The sequence below is a fragment of the Nonomuraea longispora genome, from assembly GCF_004348345.1.
GTDB classification, from domain to species: Bacteria; Actinomycetota; Actinomycetes; order Streptosporangiales; family Streptosporangiaceae; genus Nonomuraea; species Nonomuraea longispora.
Window position 1 is genome coordinate 63,823 of record NZ_SMJZ01000010.1, and the last position, 17,541, is coordinate 81,363.

At 70.4% G+C, this 17,541-nt stretch carries 17 protein-coding genes; 5 read left to right on the top strand and 12 right to left on the bottom strand.

The window, feature by feature from the left end; genetic code table 11:
• Nucleotides 1-143 precede the first annotated feature (143 nt).
• Both E1267_RS04880 and E1267_RS04885 read left to right on the top strand, forming a co-directional pair.
• Entirely contained in the window at nt 144-482 is a 339-nt protein-coding gene (locus E1267_RS04880; RefSeq protein ID WP_132330186.1) for a hypothetical protein, read from the top strand.
• A 64-nt stretch (nt 483-546) separates the two neighbouring features.
• On the top strand, nt 547-1,152 hold the full coding sequence (locus E1267_RS04885) for a VOC family protein (RefSeq protein ID WP_132330188.1): 606 nt from the start codon (nt 547-549) through the stop codon (nt 1,150-1,152).
• Between the two features lie 46 nt (nt 1,153-1,198).
• Here E1267_RS04885 and E1267_RS04890 read toward each other — a convergent pair whose 3' ends face one another.
• Nucleotides 1,199-2,866, bottom strand: coding sequence for an endo-1,4-beta-xylanase (locus tag E1267_RS04890; RefSeq protein ID WP_132330190.1), 1,668 nt, complete (start codon nt 2,864-2,866; stop codon nt 1,199-1,201).
• A gap of 332 nt (nt 2,867-3,198) precedes the next feature.
• Here E1267_RS04890 and E1267_RS04895 point away from each other — a divergent pair, with 332 nt between their 5' ends.
• From E1267_RS04895 to E1267_RS04905, 3 genes are all read left to right on the top strand, one after another.
• Nucleotides 3,199-4,860, top strand: a complete 1,662-nt coding sequence (locus E1267_RS04895; RefSeq protein WP_132330192.1) for a class I adenylate-forming enzyme family protein — start codon at nt 3,199-3,201, stop codon at nt 4,858-4,860.
• A 181-nt stretch (nt 4,861-5,041) separates the two neighbouring features.
• Entirely contained in the window at nt 5,042-5,260 is a 219-nt protein-coding gene (locus E1267_RS04900) for a hypothetical protein (RefSeq protein WP_181957743.1), read from the top strand.
• 15 nt (nt 5,261-5,275) lie between these two features.
• Nucleotides 5,276-5,629, top strand: coding sequence for a nuclear transport factor 2 family protein (locus E1267_RS04905; RefSeq protein ID WP_132330194.1), 354 nt, complete (start codon nt 5,276-5,278; stop codon nt 5,627-5,629).
• Nucleotides 5,630-5,933: 304 nt separating this feature from the next.
• Here the strand turns inward: E1267_RS04905 and E1267_RS04910 are convergent, their stop codons facing one another.
• From E1267_RS04910 to mltG (E1267_RS04960), 11 genes are all read right to left on the bottom strand, one after another.
• Nucleotides 5,934-6,167, bottom strand: coding sequence for a hypothetical protein (locus E1267_RS04910; RefSeq protein WP_132330196.1), 234 nt, complete (start codon nt 6,165-6,167; stop codon nt 5,934-5,936).
• 458 nt (nt 6,168-6,625) lie between these two features.
• A complete protein-coding gene (locus E1267_RS04915; RefSeq protein ID WP_132330198.1) occupies nt 6,626-9,181 on the bottom strand; it encodes a phenylalanine--tRNA ligase subunit beta in 2,556 nt (851 codons plus the stop codon).
• Nucleotides 9,181-10,221: a phenylalanine--tRNA ligase subunit alpha gene (gene pheS / locus E1267_RS04920; RefSeq protein ID WP_236666993.1), complete on the bottom strand. Its 1,041-nt coding sequence runs from the start codon at nt 10,219-10,221 to the stop codon at nt 9,181-9,183. Before pheS ends, E1267_RS04915 begins: the two co-directional genes overlap by 1 nt.
• 130 nt (nt 10,222-10,351) lie before the next feature.
• A complete protein-coding gene (locus tag E1267_RS04925; protein ID WP_132330202.1) occupies nt 10,352-11,443 on the bottom strand; it encodes a sensor histidine kinase in 1,092 nt (363 codons plus the stop codon).
• A gap of 50 nt (nt 11,444-11,493) precedes the next feature.
• Entirely contained in the window at nt 11,494-12,297 is an 804-nt protein-coding gene (locus E1267_RS04930) for a TrmH family RNA methyltransferase (protein ID WP_132330204.1), read from the bottom strand.
• Nucleotides 12,298-12,429: 132 nt separating this feature from the next.
• Nucleotides 12,430-12,813 (bottom strand): 50S ribosomal protein L20, encoded by a 384-nt coding sequence (gene rplT / locus E1267_RS04935; RefSeq protein WP_132330207.1) that lies wholly within the window; start codon nt 12,811-12,813, stop codon nt 12,430-12,432.
• A gap of 24 nt (nt 12,814-12,837) precedes the next feature.
• On the bottom strand, nt 12,838-13,032 hold the full coding sequence (gene rpmI / locus E1267_RS04940; RefSeq protein ID WP_132330209.1) for a 50S ribosomal protein L35: 195 nt from the start codon (nt 13,030-13,032) through the stop codon (nt 12,838-12,840).
• A gap of 125 nt (nt 13,033-13,157) precedes the next feature.
• Nucleotides 13,158-13,766 (bottom strand): translation initiation factor IF-3, encoded by a 609-nt coding sequence (gene infC / locus E1267_RS04945; protein ID WP_132330228.1) that lies wholly within the window; start codon nt 13,764-13,766, stop codon nt 13,158-13,160.
• 394 nt (nt 13,767-14,160) lie between these two features.
• A complete protein-coding gene (locus E1267_RS04950; RefSeq protein ID WP_132330211.1) occupies nt 14,161-15,003 on the bottom strand; it encodes a shikimate dehydrogenase in 843 nt (280 codons plus the stop codon).
• Nucleotides 15,004-15,089: 86 nt separating this feature from the next.
• Nucleotides 15,090-16,247, bottom strand: coding sequence for an endolytic transglycosylase MltG (mltG, locus tag E1267_RS04955; RefSeq protein ID WP_132330213.1), 1,158 nt, complete (start codon nt 16,245-16,247; stop codon nt 15,090-15,092).
• Between the two features lie 211 nt (nt 16,248-16,458).
• Nucleotides 16,459-17,541: endolytic transglycosylase MltG (gene mltG / locus E1267_RS04960; RefSeq protein ID WP_132330215.1), on the bottom strand; the 1,083-nt coding region annotated here is incomplete at its 5' end.

The window sequence follows — 17,541 nt, forward strand, 5'->3', positions numbered from 1 at the left end:
AAGCCTGACCGGGCGTTAGACATGAGAGTCACCACTCGGCAGAGATCGGAGCCCTCATGCCCTCGCAGGCCAGTCCGCGTCCGCGTCCCCGTCTTCCGCGCGCCCTCGGGACCCTCCGGGCCCTGGGAGTCACGGCGGCCGGGATGTTCGCCCTGACCGCGGCGCTCTCCCCCGCGGCCGCGCTGGCCACACCGCCCACGCCCTCGTCGGTGCTGGTGTGCCTGCCGGACACACCCGTCTGCCAGGAGGTGCGCGGGGCGCCCGGCGACTTCCGCCTCTGGTTCAAGATCAACAATGCGCCGGCGCCCGTGGGCCTGTCCTTCACCGTCAACGGCTCCCCCGCCTCTGGCTCCGTGTCCACGCACGACGCCGGCGAGGCCGTCGAAGGGGAGTTCCGGCCCGTGACCCCGCTCGTCAGCGGGGACGTGGCGTGTCTCAGCTACGCCGGGGGCAGCGGCGAACACTGCGCCACCGCCCCGTGACCGGCGCGCTACCGGAAGGAGGTTCTGGCTGACCGGGAATAGTTGAAAGGCGTACGGTTGGCATATGGCTGCGACCCCCGACACAGTGCACTGGCGTGGCGTGCACCACCTCGCCCTGGTGACCGCGGACATGGACGCCACCGTGCGGTTCTGGCACGGCGTGCTCGACGCCCGCCTGGTGGCCACCCTCGCCGTCCCCGCGTTCCGGCACTACTTCTTCGAGGTGGGGCCGGGCAACACCATCGCCTTCTTCGAATACACCGACCAGCCCATCGACAGCTTCGCCAAGCCCGCCGGCGTGCCGTACGCCCGGGCCGCGCAGTTCGACCACCTGTCCCTGCACCTGCCGGACGAGGAAGCACTCAACCGGCTGCGCGACCGGCTCAAGGCGCACGGCTGCGAGGTCACCGACGTCATCGACCACGGTTTCCTGCGCTCGATCTACTTCAGCGACCCCAACGGGATCGCCCTCGAGGCCTCCTGGTGGACGCTCGACCCGACCGGCCGCCCCGTCGACCACGCCGACGAGCGGCTGTTCGCCGACCCCGACCCCGTGCCCGCCGTCCGCGAGCTGCGCGACGAAGGCCGCCTGCGCCACACGGCCGCGACGAAGCTCGTCGACGGCATCATCGAGGACCTCCGACGCGAAGGCGTCACCCTGGAGCCGTGAGCGCGCCGCATCCCCCGGAGGGTCACCCCCGGGGATGCGGCGGCCGTCAGGCGCAGGTGTAGCCGGACGGCGTCTGGGTGTTCCCGTTCGGCCGGGTGACCTGGAAGCCGAAGCTCGTACTGGCGTTCGGCGCCAGAGTGCCGTTGTGGCCGGCGTTCCCGGCCGTGACGGTCTGCCCGCTGACGGACACGGCGGCGTTCCACGAGCCGGCCAGCGTGTGCCCGGACGGGAGGGTGAAGGTGACGGTCCAGCCGGTGATGCCCGACGTGCCGGTGTTGGTGACGGTGACCGGCTGCACCACGTACCCGTTGGCCCACTGGGTCTGTACGGTGCCCGTGGCGGTGCAGCCGCCCCCTCCACTGCCGCCCTCGGCCGTGGTGAACGTGACCGTGGGCGAGTTGCCGGACAGGTTGCCGGCGCCGTCACGTGCCCGCACGTACACCACGTACTCGGTGTCGGGGCTCAGCCCGGTCAGGGTGATGGAGTTGGTGGCGGTCGTGCCGAGTCGCGTGTCGCTGGCCCCCTGCTCGCGGTAGACGTTGTAGCCGGCCAGCCCGCTGCCCCCGCTGTCGGTCGAGGCGGTCCACGTCAGCCTGGCGGAGTTCGCGGTGACGTTGCCCGACGACGGTGTGCCGGGCGTGCTCGGCGCCGTGGTGTCGTCGCTGCTTGAGCCGTCGTCGAGCGCGTCGTGCACGGCGTTGTAGGCCGGCTTGGTCCGGTAGTTCTCGTCATAGATGAGCGCCGCGCCCTCCCCCTGGAACGTGTCCGGCACCCACGAGTACTTGTCGGTGAAGCCCCAGATCGTCACGCCCGCGCAGGCGGTGACGGCCAGGCAGGCGTTGACCGCGTTGCGGTAGTAGGTCGCCTGCGTGGCGTCCTTGGAGGAGTCCCTGGGCATCTGCATGCGGATGTCCAGCTCGGTGATGCGCACCTGGACGCCGAGGGCGGCGAAGCGCTCCATGTTCTGCTGCAGGTCGTTCGGGAAGCCGTACTGGATGGCGAGGTGGCCCTGGAAACCGACGCAGTCGACGGGCACGCCCTGCTCGCGCAGCGACCGGACGAGGTTGTACATCGCGGTGCTCTTGGCGTTGATGCCTTCGACGTTGTAGTCGTTGATGCACAGCCGGGCGTCGGGGTCGGCCTCACGCGCGGCCCTGAAGGCGTCGGCGACGAAGCTCTGGCCGAGCGTGTTGTACCAGAACGACGAGCGCCAGCCGCCGTTCTCGTCGAAGATCTCGTTCACCACGTCCCACGAGACCACGGCCGGGTTTCCGGCGTAGCGCCCGACGACCTCGACGATGTGGTTCTCCATCGCGTCGCGCATGGCGCCGGCGCCGAGGTTCTGCACCCAGCCGGGTGTCTGGCTGTGCCACACGAGCGTGTGGCCGTGGACCTGCTGGTTGTTCTGCGTGGCGAAGTTGACGATGGCGTCGGCGCCGGAGAAGTTGAACTGGCCCTGGCTGGGCTCGGTGGTGTCCCACTTCATCACGTTCTCGGCGGTGATCTGGTTGAACTCGGTGGCCGCGATGTTGCGGTACGCGGTCTCGTTGGACAGCGGGCTGGTGGCGAGCGCCGCTCCGATGAACTTGCCCCGGCTCTGCGCGTGCGCCCGCAGTGGCGCGGACGCTTCGGCCGAGGTCACGGGGAGGAGGAAGGTCAGGAGCATCCCCACCAGGGTGAGGGCTCTGATGAGCGAGGACGAACGCACGGACATCTACCTCCGGAGGCAGGCACTCGGTTCCGAAAGTTTCGACCCGGACAGGATCGCACCGGAGACGGTATTGACGTGGGTCCATGCGGTCAACGCCGGGCCCGGACGGGCCCTAAAAGGGGCAGTTTGACGCCGGAAAGTATCGGGAATGCCGTGAAACTTTCATGCTTCCGCAGCTGCCGTCCGCCCGATCCGGCGGCCACGGCATCAGGTAGGCCTCCCCGATCAGGCCGCGCGGGAAACCCCTGATTCGCGTGTTTTTCCTGGTCTAGCCTTACGTACCTACCGGTCGGTACTGTGTTTCCGGAATAATCGTCCACGCGGGAGTTCTGCGCATGTCTCTTTCGCACGCCCAGGCCCAGGACCAGCTCACCGGCCGCGGCCAGCTGTTCGAGATCGAGGAGATCGGCGACACCGGGATCCGCACCTGGAAACACGCCCCAGGACACTTCCGCGCCCTGCTGGAGACCAGCAGGCTCCACGGCGACAAGGACTTCCTCGTCTACGAGGACGAGCACATCACGTTCGAGGAGCATTTCCGCCGCGTCGCCACCCTCGCCCACCGCCTCATCGACGAGTACGGCGTGCGCAAGGGCGACCGCGTGGCCGTGGCCATGCGCAACTACCCGGAATGGGTGGTGTCGTTCTCCGCGGCGCTCGCGGCCGGGGCCATCGCCGTGCCGCTGAACGCCTGGTGGACGGAGGCCGAGCTGGCCTACGGCGTACGCGACTCCGGAGCCAAGGTGCTGATCGCGGACGGCGAGCGCGCCGAGAGGCTGGCCTCGACCGGCGTACCGATGATCGTCACCAGGGGCGCGGCTCCGGCGGGGGCTCGCGCGTACGCGGAGGTGCTCGGCGAGGTCGCCGCCGGCGTCGAGCTCCCCGACGTCGAGCTGTCCCCCGAGGACCCCGCGACGATCTTCTACACCTCCGGCACCACGGGCAGCCCCAAGGGCGCCCTGGGCAGCCACCGCAACATCGGCCAGTCACCGATGACCGTCGGCTACGGGCACATGCGCGCGCTCGCGATGGCCGGCAAGGACCCCGCGGCTTCGGCGGGCGTCCGCCGGGTCACCCTGCTGACCGTGCCGCTCTTCCACGTCACCGGCTCCTTCTCGGCCCTGACCACCGCCATGTTCAGCGGCGGCGGCCTGGTGCTCATGTACAAGTGGGACCCCGGGCAGGCGCTGGCCCTGATCGAGCGCGAGAGGATCACCGGGATGATCGGGGTGCCGACCAACGCCTGGCAGCTGATGTCCCACCCCGACCTCGGCACATACGACCTGTCGTCCCTCGCCAGCCTCGGCTACGGCGGCGCCCCCGCCCCGCCCAAGCTGCTGGAGCGCATCAGCCAGACGCTGCCCGACCGCGCTCCGTCCAACGGCTACGGCATGACCGAGACCTCGGCCCTGGCCATCGGCAACGGCGGCGCCGACTACCAGGCCAGGCCCGACAGCATCGGCCGGCCGCTGCCCGTGGTCGACGTGCGCGTGGTCGACCCGGCGGGCGGTGAGCTGCCGCCGGGCGAGGTGGGCGAGCTCTGCCTCCGCGGTCCCAACGTCATTCTGGGCTACTGGAACAAGCCCGAGGCGACGGCGCAGACGTTCATCGACGGCTGGCTGCACACCGGCGACCTGGCCAGGATCGACGAGGAGGGCTTCGTCTACATCGTCGACCGGGCCAAGGACATGGTCATCAGAGGCGGCGAGAACGTCTACTGCGCCGAGGTGGAGGCGGCGATGTTCGAGCACCCGGCGGTGGACGACGCCGCCGTGATCGGCGTGCCGCACGACGAGCTGGGCGAGGAGGTCGGCGCGGTCATCCGCCTGTCGCCCGGCGCCTCCGTCACGGCCGGCAAGTTGCGGGCGTTCCTGGACGGCCGGATCGCCGCCTTCAAGATCCCGGCGCACATCTGGTTCCGTGAGGGCGAGCTGCCCCGCAACCCCGGCGGCAAGATCCTCAAGACCCGCCTGCGCCAGGAGATCCTGGGCGCCTGACCGTCCGCCCTCTCCGGAGGCGGCCGGGCGCATGTGCCCGTCGTCACAGAACCGGCGTTCACGCAGGTGGCGCCGCCTTTCCCCGGCTCACTGGCGGGCCCGCTTACCTCGCGCGTAATCGCGGCCCCTATCCCGTGGCTGACATCGTTCAGGTGTCGCACCGACCACCGGAGGAGCCGAGATGACCGCTGTGACCATCGCCGGCGACCGGACGACGTTCCCGCGACGCGCACTGGCCGCCGACGCGGTCGTCACCGGCGCCAACGGGCTGGTCCACCTGGCCGCCGCCGCACCTGTGGGCGCGCTGCTCGGCCCCGGCGCGACTCTGCTGCGCGGGGCCGGCGCCTTCCTCCTCGTGTACGGCGCCGCCGTCGCCCTGCTGCCCCGCACCACCACCTGACCCAAGGAGAGAACGATGACCCTCGTGGAACGTTACGTCGCCGCCTGGAACGAGACCGACCCGCAGGCCCGCGCCAGCGCCGTGGCCGAGCTGTGGACCGAGGACGCCACGTACACCGACCCGCTCGCCGACGTGGCCGGGCACGCCGGGATCGCCGCCGTGATCGAAGGCGCGCAGGGCATGTTCCCCGGCCTGGTGTTCAGGCCCGGCGAACTGTACGATGCCCACCGCCACCTCGCCCGCTTCACCTGGCACCTCGGCTCCGCGGACGACGACGAGCCGGTGGCGACCGGCTACGACGTGGTGGAACTGGCCGAGGACGGCCGGATCCGCAAGGTGCTCGGCTTCCTCGACAAGGCGCCCGCCTGACCCGCGCCCCTTACCCGGAAGGCCCCCGGCCTCGTGCCGGAGGCCTTCCGCGTGCCCCATGCGGGCCGGGCCCGGAAACAGATTGCCCTGGCCGGGACACGCGCCGGACAATGGCCTGTCGTGCCCGCTGGAGTGAAACGCCTGCTTCGTCACCTCGCCGTCGGGCTGGTGAGCCTGGCCGAGTTCGTCCCGACGGTGGTGTGCGGCCTGTGGGGCGGGGCCATCGCGGACGCGTACGACCGCCGCACGGTCGTCCTGTGGAGCGAGCCCTCGCGGAAGGGACCCGCAGGGAAGCGTCGGCGGCTCAGCCCGCCTCCCGCCACCCGTCGTAGCGTTCGACCAGCTCGTCCACCTTGGCGAGCGCGCCGCCGTCCAGCCCTTCGACCACGACCAGCCACTGGGCGTCCTCGGCGTCGTCCTCTCCGGCCAGCGTCTCACGCACCACCCGCGGCGCCCCGAGCGCGGGGAACCACTCCCCCAGCGTCTCGGCGACCTCCTCCGCGTCGTCACGCTCACCGAACACCAGAAGCACACTCATACGGCGATTTTCCAACACCCGCCGTCCCCGCGAGCCGATCCGCTAGCGTGTGAGGCCGATCGCCGAGCGTGAGGACACTCCGTGGCGGACCACGGTCACCGAGGTGGTGGATCGTCCCGGTTCCGGGGGTCATCCCGCCTCCACAGGGCTTCGCCGCAGAGGACCTCGATCGCCTTCCCCATCTGCCCCCGCACACGGAACTGGTGGACGGACGGCTCGTCGTCGCAGGCACCCGAGCCTCCTTCCCCATGCGCGTCCTCTCGCTTCTCGAAAGCGAAGTGCGCCGCGCGGCACCGGCGGATCTCAGGGTGCGCCGCGAGACGAGCGTCGTCCTCGCCAACGGCCAACGCCCGGAGCCGGACGAGATCGCACCTCTCCAGTCCCCGTAGCCAGGTCACAGCGCCCGCAGCGGAAAGGGCCGGTACGGCGCTCGCCGTACCGGCCCTTCGCGAGGAGAGTCAGCCGCCGCGGAGCTGGGCGCCCACCCGGTCGGCCGCCAGCGCCACCGCCGCGTCCCTGGCCGCGGTCGTCTCCTCGGCCGTCAGCGTACGGTCGGGGGCGCGGAAGCGCATCGAGTAGGCGAGCGACTTGTTGCCCTCGCCCACCTGCGAGCCTTCGTAGACGTCGAACAGCCGGATCGACTCCAGCAGCTCACCCGCGCCGTCACGCAGAGCCGCCTCGACGTCGGCCACCGGCGTGAAGTCGGGCACGATCAGCGCGACGTCCTGGGTGGCCACCGGATAGGCGGAGACGGGAGGCGCCTCGACCGGGCCCGGCATTGCCGCTTCGAGCCGCGACAGCTCCAGCTCCATCGCCGACGTACGGGCCGGCAGCCCGTAGGCCTCGATGACCCGCGGGTGCAGCTCGCCGGCGTGCCCCACCAGCGTGTCGCCGAGGTAGAGGGCCGCGCACCGGCCGGGGTGCCACGGCTCGTGCTGGTCGGCGCTGATGGACAGCTCCGCCCGCGCCTCGGCCGCCACCAGCCGGGCGGCCTGCACCACGTCGGCCCAGCAGGCCTGCCGGCCCGCGCCCCACCAGCCGGACCGCTCGAACTCGCCGGTCAGCACGACCGCGACGCGCAGTGGCTGGTCGGGCAGCACCGCCTCGATCGAGGCGAGCTCCTCAGCCGTCGGCCGGCGCTCCACCCCGAGCACCGGCGCCACCTCGGGGGCGCCTTCGCGCGGCCGGTAGACCGGCCCGCTCTCGAACAGGGCCACGTCGGCGAACCCGCGTCCCACGTTGCGTACCAGGGCCTTGAGCAGGCCCGGCAGCAGCGTCGTGCGCATCAGCGGCTCGTCTTCCGACAGCGGGTTGGCCAGCCGCATGGCGTTGCGGCGGGCGTCGTCGGCAGGCAGCTGCAGGTGGTCGAAGTCGGCGGCGCTGATGAACGGGTAGTTGAGCACCTCGGCGTAGCCGCCGTCGGCCAGCGCCCTGCCCACCCGCCGGCGCAGCCGCTGCCCCTCGGTGAGCCCGGCGCCGGCCGGGGCGGAGGGCAGCATCGACGGCAGGTTCTCATAGCCCTCCAACCGGATGACCTCTTCGGCAAGGTCGTTGGGGTCGGTGAGGTCGGGCCGCCACGACGGCGGCGTCACCGTGATCATGTCGTCGCCGGTGACGGCCAGCTTGGCCGCCAGCTCACCGCCGGTCACGACCCCGGTCGGGTCGACGCCGCCCTGGCGCACGGCCGCGTCGTCACCGTCGACGACGACGCAGCCGATCTGCCGCAGCCGCGCGACCACGGTCTCCTTGGAGTAGGTGGCGCCGGCCACGGCCCCGGGGTAGCCCGACGGGATCGCGACGCGCGCAGGCGACACCTCGACCTCGGCGTGCGTCACGCCCGGCTGGACGGTGGCGCCGCCCAGCTCGGCCAGCAATTGCACGGCCCGCCACGAGGCGACGAGCGGCAGCTCCCGGTCGACGCCGCGCTCGAACCGTTTGGACGCCTCCGACACGAGCCCGTGCCTGCGGGACTCGCGGGAGATGCCGGTCGCGGAGAAGTGGGCCGCCTCGATGACGATGTCGGTCGAGCCGTCTGAGATCTCGGTCTCCAGGCCGCCCATCGTGCCCGCCATCGAGATCGGCCCCGACTGGTCGGTGATGAGGATGTCGTCGGGGTCGAGCTCGCGCACCACGTGGTCGAGCGTCTCCAGCCGCTCACCGGGCTGTGCCCTGCGGACCACGATCTCGCCGCTGAGCTTGGCCCGGTCGAACGCGTGCAACGGCTGACCGAGCTCCAGCATCAGGTAGTTGGTGATGTCGACGGCCAGCGACACGGGACGCATGCCGGCCCGCGCCAGGCGTACGCGCATCGAGAGCGGAGTCTGTGCGCCGGGGTCGAAGCCGCGCACCTCGCGCAGCACGAACCGGTCGCACGCCGTCGGGTCGGCGATGGAGGCCGACCACGACGGCCCGCTCTCGGCGGGCGGCTCGACGTCCGCGGGGTCGCGGAAGGCCAGCCCGAACGCCGTGGCCGCCTCGCGCGCCACGCCGCGGATCGACAGCGCGTAGCCGATGTCGGGCGTGATCTCCAGCTCGATCACCTCGTCGCGCAGGCCGAGCAGCTCGACCACGTCGCCGCCGATCGGGGTGTCGGCCGGCAGCACCATGATGCCGTGGTGGTCGTCGCCGAGCCCGAGCTCGCGCTCGGAGCAGATCATGCCCTCGGACATGCGCCCGTACGTCTTGCGCGCCCCGACCTCGAACCCGCCCGGCAGCACCCCTCCGGGCAGCACGACGGGCACCCGGTCACCGGCGGCGAAGTTGGTGGCGCCGCAGACGATCTCGCGCGGCGTCGCCTCGCCCGTCTCGACCGTGCAGTGCCTGATCGGCTTCTTGAAACCGGTCAGCTCCTCGATCGTGAGCACCTCGCCGACCACGACGTTCTTGACGTCGTGGCCGTGGGAGGTGATCGACTCGAGCTTCAGCCCGGCGGCCGTGAGCTTGTCGGCCACCTCGTGGGCGGTGACCGCCGGGAGATCGGCATACTCCCGCAGCCAGGAAAGCGGGACCTTCATCAGATCTCCATTCCGAACGGGAGCGTGAAGCGCACGTCTCCCTCGACCATGTCACGCATGTCCTCGGCGTTGTGGCGGAACATCAGGGTGCGCTCGATGCCCATGCCGAACGCGAACCCGGAATAGCGCGACGGATCGACGCCGCACGCGATGAGCACGCGCGGATTGACCATGCCGCAGCCGCCCCACTCGATCCAGCCCTCCGACTTGCAGGTGCGGCAGGACGGGTTGCCGGGGGTCGCCGAGGCGCCGCGGCAGACGAAACACTTGAGGTCCATCTCCGCGGACGGCTCGGTGAACGGGAAGTAGTTGGGGCGGAAGCGGGTCGAGATGCCCTTGCCGAACATCACCTCCGCGAACCGGTCGAGCGTGCCCTTGAGGTGGGCCATGGTCAGGCCCTCGTCGACGGCCAGCCCCTCCGTCTGGTGGAAGACGGGGGTGTGGGTGGCGTCGAGCTCGTCGGTGCGGAACGTCTTGCCCGGTGAGATCACGTAGACCGGCAGCTCGCGCTGGAGCAGCGCGCGGACCTGCACCGGCGAGGTCTGCGTGCGCAGCACCATGCCCGACTCCGTGGACCCGACGAAGAAGGTGTCGTGGTCGGAGCGCGCCGGATGGTCCTTGGCGATGTTGAGGGCGTCGAAGTTGAACCACTCGCCTTCGAGCTCGGGCCCTTCCGCCATCTCGTAGCCCATCGCGATGAACGCGTCGGCGATGCGCTCCTGCAGCGTCGTGAGCGGGTGGCGGGCGCCGCGAGGCCGGCGGTCCCACGGCAGGGTGACGTCGACGGTCTCCTCGACGAGCACGCGCGCGTCGCGCTCGGCCTCGAGTTCGGCCTGGCGCGCGGCCAGCGCCTCGTTGATCGCCTTACGGGTGGCGCCGACACGCTTGCCGGCTTCCGCGCGGGCGGCAGGCGGCAGCGCGCCGATCTCCCGGTTGGCCAGGGCGATGGGCGAGCGGTCACCCGCGTGCGCCAGCCTGGCCTGCTTGAGTGCGTCGAGGTCGCCGGCCGCTTTGATCGCCGCGACGGCGTCGGCCTCCATGCGGGACACCTCGTCGGCATGCAACGGTGTCACCTCGACGGGGTCGTAGTCAGACAAGAGTGAGCTCCGTATCCAGGGCTTGAGCGGAAATGAGTCTAGTGGGACCCGCCCACCGGGCCCGAATCGCTCGCTAGGGGGTCGCGAAGTCAGGCGTGCCGGTGGGCACGGTAAATCGGAACTCCGCCCCGCCCTCGGGGGCCCGCTGCACGGCGATTGTGCCACCGTGCGCCTCGACCAGGCCTTTCACAATGAACAGGCCAAGCCCGGTGCCGCCGCGCCTGCGGCTGTTGCCGCCCCGCCAGAACTGCCTGAAGACGCGCGGAGCCAGCTCGGGCTCAATGCCCTCGCCCTCGTCGCGCACCGACACGGCGACTCCCCATCCGACGGACTCGATCTCGATCGTCACAGTGCCGCGCCCATGGCGCAGCGCATTCTCCACCAGATTACCCAGAATCTGGTCGATCTTGTCCTGGTCAAGCCACATTTCCGGCAGGTAATCGCCGACCACCAGGCGGAACCGGTGTTCGGCCTCGCCGGCCGCCACCCGCCCCGCGATGAGCCGGCGCGCCCTGGCGGGAAGGTCGACGACCTGCCTGCGCACCTCCAGCCGCCCCGACTCGATGCGCGAGACGTCGAGCAGCTCCGTGATGAGCCGCGTGACGCGGTCGGCGTCGTTGTTGACGGTCTCCAGCATCACGCGCTTCTGCTCGTCGGTGAAGCGCGTCCACTTGGCCAGCAGCGTCGCGGTGAACCCCTTGACGCTGGTCAGCGGCGAGCGCAGCTCATGGGCCACCGTGGACACCAGGTCGGCGCGGCTGCGCTCCAGCCGGGCCCGGGCGCCGCCGTCCCTGAGGGTGATCGTGACGCGCTCGACCTCGCCGGCGCGCTCAGGCTCGCGGACGAACCGGGCCGTGACGTGGAGCTCCTGGCCGCCCGGCAGGTGCAGCGGCCGCTCCGGAACCCTGCTTCGCGTACGCAGACCGCCCTCGGGGTCGAGGGCCTTCCACCAGTCACGCCCGTCATGGTCGCGGAAGGGGAACACGTCGCTCATGTGCCGGCCGACCGCGCGCTCCATGGCGATGCCGGTGAGCCTCGCGGCGGCCCGGTTGACGGCCACCACACAGCCATGTCGATCGGTCACGATGAGGCCGTCAGGAAGATCGTCGATGGCTATCGTGCACGCGGCGGCCACAACGCGCCCGTCGGTGTCTGCGCCGTGCACGACCTCGCCTCCTCCGCCTACATCGCCGACAATAGCGGGTTTCCCGCCGCCTAGGGCACTCGCTGAGCCCTGGCGGAAGAGTAAAGGCACACCGCCGCCGCGGTGGCCAGGTTGAGACTTTCAGCCTGTCCGTAGATGGGCACGCGCACCACGTCGTCCGCCTCGGCGAGGACGTCCTCCGGCAGACCCCAGGCCTCGTTGCCGAAGATCCACGCGGTGGGGCCGGACAGGTCGACGTCGTCGAGCGTGTGCTTGCCCGTGCCGTCGGCCGCCAGCACGCGCAGCCCCCGCTCCTTGAGATGACGCACGGCGGCGCCGACCGGTGCACCGATGACGACGGGAAGATGGAAAAGACTGCCCGCGCTGGCGCGTACGCACTTGCCGTTGTACGGGTCGACGGAGGCGTCGGTGAAGATCACCGTGTCGGCTCCCGCGGCGTCGGCCGCGCGCATGACGGTGCCGGCGTTGCCCGGGTCGCGCACGTGCGCGAGCAGCGCGACCAGGCGCGGCGTACCCTCCAGCGCCTGCTCCAGAGGGACGTGCACCAGCCCGCAGACCGCCACCAGGCCCTGCGGGGTCATGGTCTGGGAGAGCTCGGACATGACCTCACCGCTGGCCCGGTGCACGGGGACGCCCTTGAGGGTGGCCTCGGTGATCAGTTCGGGGTGGCGCAACTCGGCCTCGGCCGTGCTGAACAGCTCGATGGGCACGCCGTCGAGCTTGAGCGCCTCGCGTACGGCCTGCGGCCCTTCGGCCAGGAACCTACGGTCCTGCTCCCTGAAGGCCCGTTTGGTGAGCCGCCTGGCCGCTTTGACCCTCGGCGACCGTACATTGGTCAGCTCGGACCCCGCCATGCTTCCCCACGCCCCTTGCCCGCATCCGATGGACCGCCTGCCACAGCGCGCCGCGGTCACGCCGACGCGTGACGTGGCCGGCTACAGCAAAGGGCCCACCGTCATCGGTGGGCCCTCGTTCAAGCAACCGCCTCAGCCCGCGGCCGGAGCGTTCACGTCGGCCGGGAGCGCCTTCTTGGCGGCCTCCACGAGCGTGGCGAAGGTCTGGCTGTCGTTGACCGCGAGGTCGGCGAGGATCTTGCGGTCGACCTCGATGTTGGCCAGGCGCAGACCCTGGATGAGGCGGTTGTAGGTCAGGCCGTTCTGGCGGGCGGCGGCGTTGATCCGCTGAATCCACAGACGGCGGAACGCACCCTTGCGGTCCTTGCGGTCCCGGTAGGCGTACGTCATCGAATGGAGCATCTGCTCCTTGGCCTTGCGGTAGAGACGCGACCGCTGGCCACGGTAACCGCTCGCCCTCTCGAGGACGACCTTGCGCTTCTTCTTGGCGTTGAGCGCCCGCTTCACGCGTGCCATGATTCTTCTCCCCGGGGGTTCGCGCTACTTGGCGAGCAGCTTCTTGATCTTCTTGTTGTCGGCGTCGGAAAGGACGACCTCGTTCTTGAGACGGCGCGTCAACGTGGACGACTTCCACTCGTTGTAGTGCGCGCGATTGGCACGGCGACGCTTGATCTTGCCGGTGCCGGTGAGCCGGAACCGCTTCTTCGCACCGCTGTGCGTCTTCATCTTCGGCATGTCGCCGTCTCTCCTCGTTTCGGTCGTGCCGCTGGCCGGGCCGGTGCTGGCCGACCCGGTCGCGGCGTCTTCGTCTGCCGGTGGCTTGGCTGGGGTCGCGTTGTAAGGCTAACCCCAACTGCGGGTCACGCTTCCTGTATGGAAGGCTCCTCGCCGCCACGCTGTGCCTTGGCTGCGGCCTTTTCGGCCTTGGCCTCGGCCTTCTTCTTGTGCGGACCGATCACCATGATCATGTTACGGCCGTCCTGCTTGGCGTGGGACTCCACGAAGCCGAGCTCCTGGACGTCGTCCGCCAGCCGCTGCAGCAGCCGGAAGCCGAGCTCCGGCCGGGACTGCTCGCGCCCCCGGAACATGATCGTGACTTTGACCTTGTCTCCCGCCTTGAGGAACCGCACCACGTGACCCTTCTTGGTCTCGTAGTCGTGCGGGTCGATCTTCGGCCGGAGCTTGATCTCCTTGATGATCGTGTGCGCCTGATTCTTGCGCGCCTCGCGCGCCTTCATCGCGGACTCGTACTTGAACTTGCCGTAGTCCATGAGCTTGCACACGGGCGGTCGAGCCGTTGCCGCGACCTCGACGAGGTCGAGGTCGGCTTCCTGGGCGAGCTTCAGCGCATCGTGAATCGAGACGATGCCTACCTGCTCGCCGTTCGGGCCCACGAGGCGCACCTCGGGAACTCGGATACGCTCGTTGATGCGGGGCTCAGTGCTGATGGGGCCTCCTAGGTTTGCGATCCCTACGTGCTCGTCGTGCCGGGAGCCCCTCGCGCTCGCGGCGAACGCGAAAAGCCCCGCACGTCGCGCATGCGGGGCCACTGAGCTCTGTGGCGTCGTGGCCTGCGAGCTCCCCGGAGTAGTCCGGCGTGATCCTGGACCCGGCCGCCTTTCGGTGACTCAGGTGGGAGGGAGACCTCCGCTTGCGCGTCCAGCAAGGCATGCCGGACCGATCAGAGAGCTACATTACCACAACCACGGCGGCTCCCAGAATCATCCCGGCCGGCCATCGCCTGCCGGTAAACATCTACCCAGCAATGGCCATACGACCACGACAGCCTCGTGACCGGGTGCCTGACCGGTCCGGCTTCGTGCCCCGATTCCGGGCGATGCCGCGCCCCACCTGTCGTGACGGCTACGACCGTCTGAGGAGTTCGGCCTCCCCTGCCGCGCGCATCGCCTCCACCGGAACGTCCGTCCTGCCGGTCATCAGCTCCACCTGCCGCACCGCCTGGTGCAGCAGCATCGCGAACCCGCCGACCACGGTGCCGCCCGCCTCCTTGACTGCGGCCGCGGCCCGCGTCGGCCAGGGCGAGTAGACCACGTCGAACAGCGCGGGCACCCGCGCCAGCCGGTCGGCGAAGGCGTCGGCGGCGCCGCCGGGCAGTGTGGACACCACCAGGTCCACCCGCGTCGCCGCCTCAAGCTTGTCGAACGTCTCCACCGCCAAGGACACGCCCAGCCGTTCGGCGACCTGCGCCGTCTCCCCCGCCCGCGCGGGGTCGCGCACCAGCAGCGTCGCCTGGAACAGCCCGAGGTCGCGCAGCGCCGCGAGCGCGGAGGCCGCCGTGGCCCCTCCGCCGAGCACGGTCGCCGAGCCGGGCGCGGGCACCCCGGCCTCGGCCAGCGCCTGCTTGATGCCGTGGACGTCGGTGTTGTCGCCGTGCCGGAGGCCGTCGCGGAACACCACGGTGTTGGCGCCCCCGACCTCGACGGCCACCTCGGACACCGTGTCGAGCAGCGGCAGCACGGCCCGCTTGAGCGGCATGGTCAGCGACAGCCCCGCCCAGGCGTCACCGTCACCGGGCTCGCGGCCGCGCACCGGCATCAGCTCCGCCAGCAGCCCCGGCAGCCGCGCCTCGTCGCACTCGAACGCCTCATAACTCCACCCGTCGAGCCCCATCGCCTGGTAGGCCGCCCGGTGCAGGTAGGGCGAGAGCGAATGACCGATGGGAGACCCCAGCACCGCAGCCCGCATCCACACTCCTTCAGACAGGTAAGGACCCTATCGCCACCTCGCGGGCCGTCCGTCCGCGCCGGGGGACGGACGGCCCGCGTGCCGGGTCAGCCGCCGTTGGCGCGGTATTCGGCCAGCAGCGCCTGCCGCTCGGCCTCCGTGGTGGCGAACTTGGTGACCTTGCTCTTCGGGTCGGTGGCGACGAAATAGAGCCAGTCGCCCTTCGCCGGGTTGAGTGCCGCCTCGATGGCGTGGTCGCCGGGATTGGCGATAGGGCCCGGCGGCAGGCCTTCGTACCGGTAGGTGTTGTACTTGTTCTTGATCTTCGTCTCGGCGAAGGTGGCGGCGGTGCGGTACTTGTTGAGCGCGTACATCACCGTGCTGTCCATCGCCAGCTTCATCGGCGGCTCGCGTTCGAGCCGGTTGTAGATGACGCGGGCGATCTTCGGCATGTCCTCGTACCGGCCCGCCTCGGCCTGGATGATGCTCGCGATGATGACGATCTCGTGCGGCGTGTGCCCGAGGTCCTTCGCTCCGTCCTCGAGCTCGACCGACTTGGCGGTCTTCTTGTAGCGGTCGACCATGGCCGCGAGGATCTGCTGGGGCGTGGTCTTCGGCTGCACCTCGAACGTGGCGGGGAAGGCGTAGCCCTCCAGCTTGCCCTTGGCGTAGGAAGGCAGGTCCAGGCCCTCGACGTCCTTGGCCGCGGCCTTGAACTCATTGAGCGGCAGTCCGGTCTCCTCGGCGAGCGTGGTAAGGGTGTCGGACAGCCGCAGACCTTCCTTGATCGTCACCCTTTCGCGCTGCCGTTTGTCCGGGTCGAGCAGCGCCACGGCGCTCTCTGCCGACATGCCCTTGCGCAGTTTGTACGACCCCGGTTGCAGCGAGGCGCTCGCACCGGCGTTGGCGATCGCGTTGGTGAACGCCCTGACGCTGGCCACGACGCCCTTGCGCTCCAGCTCCACCGCCACGTCGGAGGCGCTCTGACCGCTCTGGATCTCGATGACGACCTCGCCGGTCCCCTGGCCGGTGTAGTCGTCGGGCACGAGCGCGTCGTTGAGCCACATGTAGCCGTAGTAGCCGCCACCGCCGATGATGCCGGCCAGCACCACGAAGGCCAGCAGCGGTGCGATGAACCGGCCGCGGTTGCGGCGCCTGCGCCGTCTGCGGCCGCTGCCACGCCTGCTGCCACCGCGGCCGCGGCGCCGGGCAGGACCTTCGTCGTCATCGGCGCCGAGCAAGGAGTTGAGATCGAGATCGCTCATGGGTTCGCTGGCCAATCTCCCGGTACGCCCGGCCAGGCGTCAAGCGGAACTGCCCAACCGGCTGGGGTCACCGGGCGGAACTGGGGGGCCCGCCGGACGTGCTGCGACGACCAGCGGAGATCACACTGGGTAGCCATGCTAAAGGACGGGAAGAGGACGCATGCCCTGTTTTGGGGCTTTTGCGCAGTGATAGCGGGGGGTCCACCGAACATCAGCTCGTCCCGAGGTTCTTGTTCAACTCTTCCCGGTATCTCACGAACTCGCTCTCTTTGTTGGTGAATTTGGTGATTCTATGCGCCGGATCAGTGGTGACAAACCAGTGCCAATCGCCTTCTGCCGGGTGCAACGCCGCCATCAGCGCCTTCTCCCCGGGATTGGCGATAGGACCGGGCGGCAGCCCTTTGTGGCGATAGGTGTTGTAGGGAGAAGCGACTTTGGTGTCGCTCTCTGTAACCTTCAGCGTCCGGCGGTTCTGGGCATACAGAACGGTGCTGTCGATCTCCAGCGGCGTGCCCTTCGCCAGGCGGTTGTAGATCACTCTGGCGATCTTGGGGTAGTCGGCGTCGGTGCCGCCCTCGGCCTGGATCAGGCTCGCCACCGTGACCGCCTCCAGCGGTGTCAGGTTCACCCTGGCAGCCTCGGCCGCCAGGCCGACGTGACGGGCCGCGGCGCGGAAGCGATCGACCATCGCCGCCAGCACGTCGACCGCCGTGTCGCCCGGCTCCACCTCGTACGTCGCGGGGAACAGGAACCCCTCGATCCCCGGCGCGTAGTCCGGCAGCCCCACAAGGGCCTTGTCGACGCCCTGGAGTTCTTTGAGCGGCAGCCCGGTCAGCCGGGCGACCCGCGCCAGCACCTCGGCCGCCCGCAGGCCCTCGGGCACCGTGACCCGCTTGACGATCCGGGACGAGGGCGCGAGCAGCAGGTCGAGCGCCGCGCCTGCCGCCATGCCCTTGCGCATGCGGTAGTGGCCTGGACGGAGCCGCCCGGTCACCGCGCGGTCCTCCGACACCTTCACGAACGACCGCGCGCTGGCCACCACGCCGGCGTCGGCCAGCGTCGAGCCGATGGCCGCCGCGCTCGACCCGGGCGCGATGCGCACGGTCACCGAGCCGCTGCCCGGCCCCTCGAAGTCGTCTGGACTGATGTACGGCTTGAGCACCGCGACAGCCCCGGCCCCCACGGCCACCAGCGAGACGAGCAGACCGGTCGACAGCAGCCCTGCCCGGCGCAGTGCGCCGCGGCGACGCTGGGACAGCCGCCCAGCCTCCCCCCCGGCCCTCGGCCCGGAACC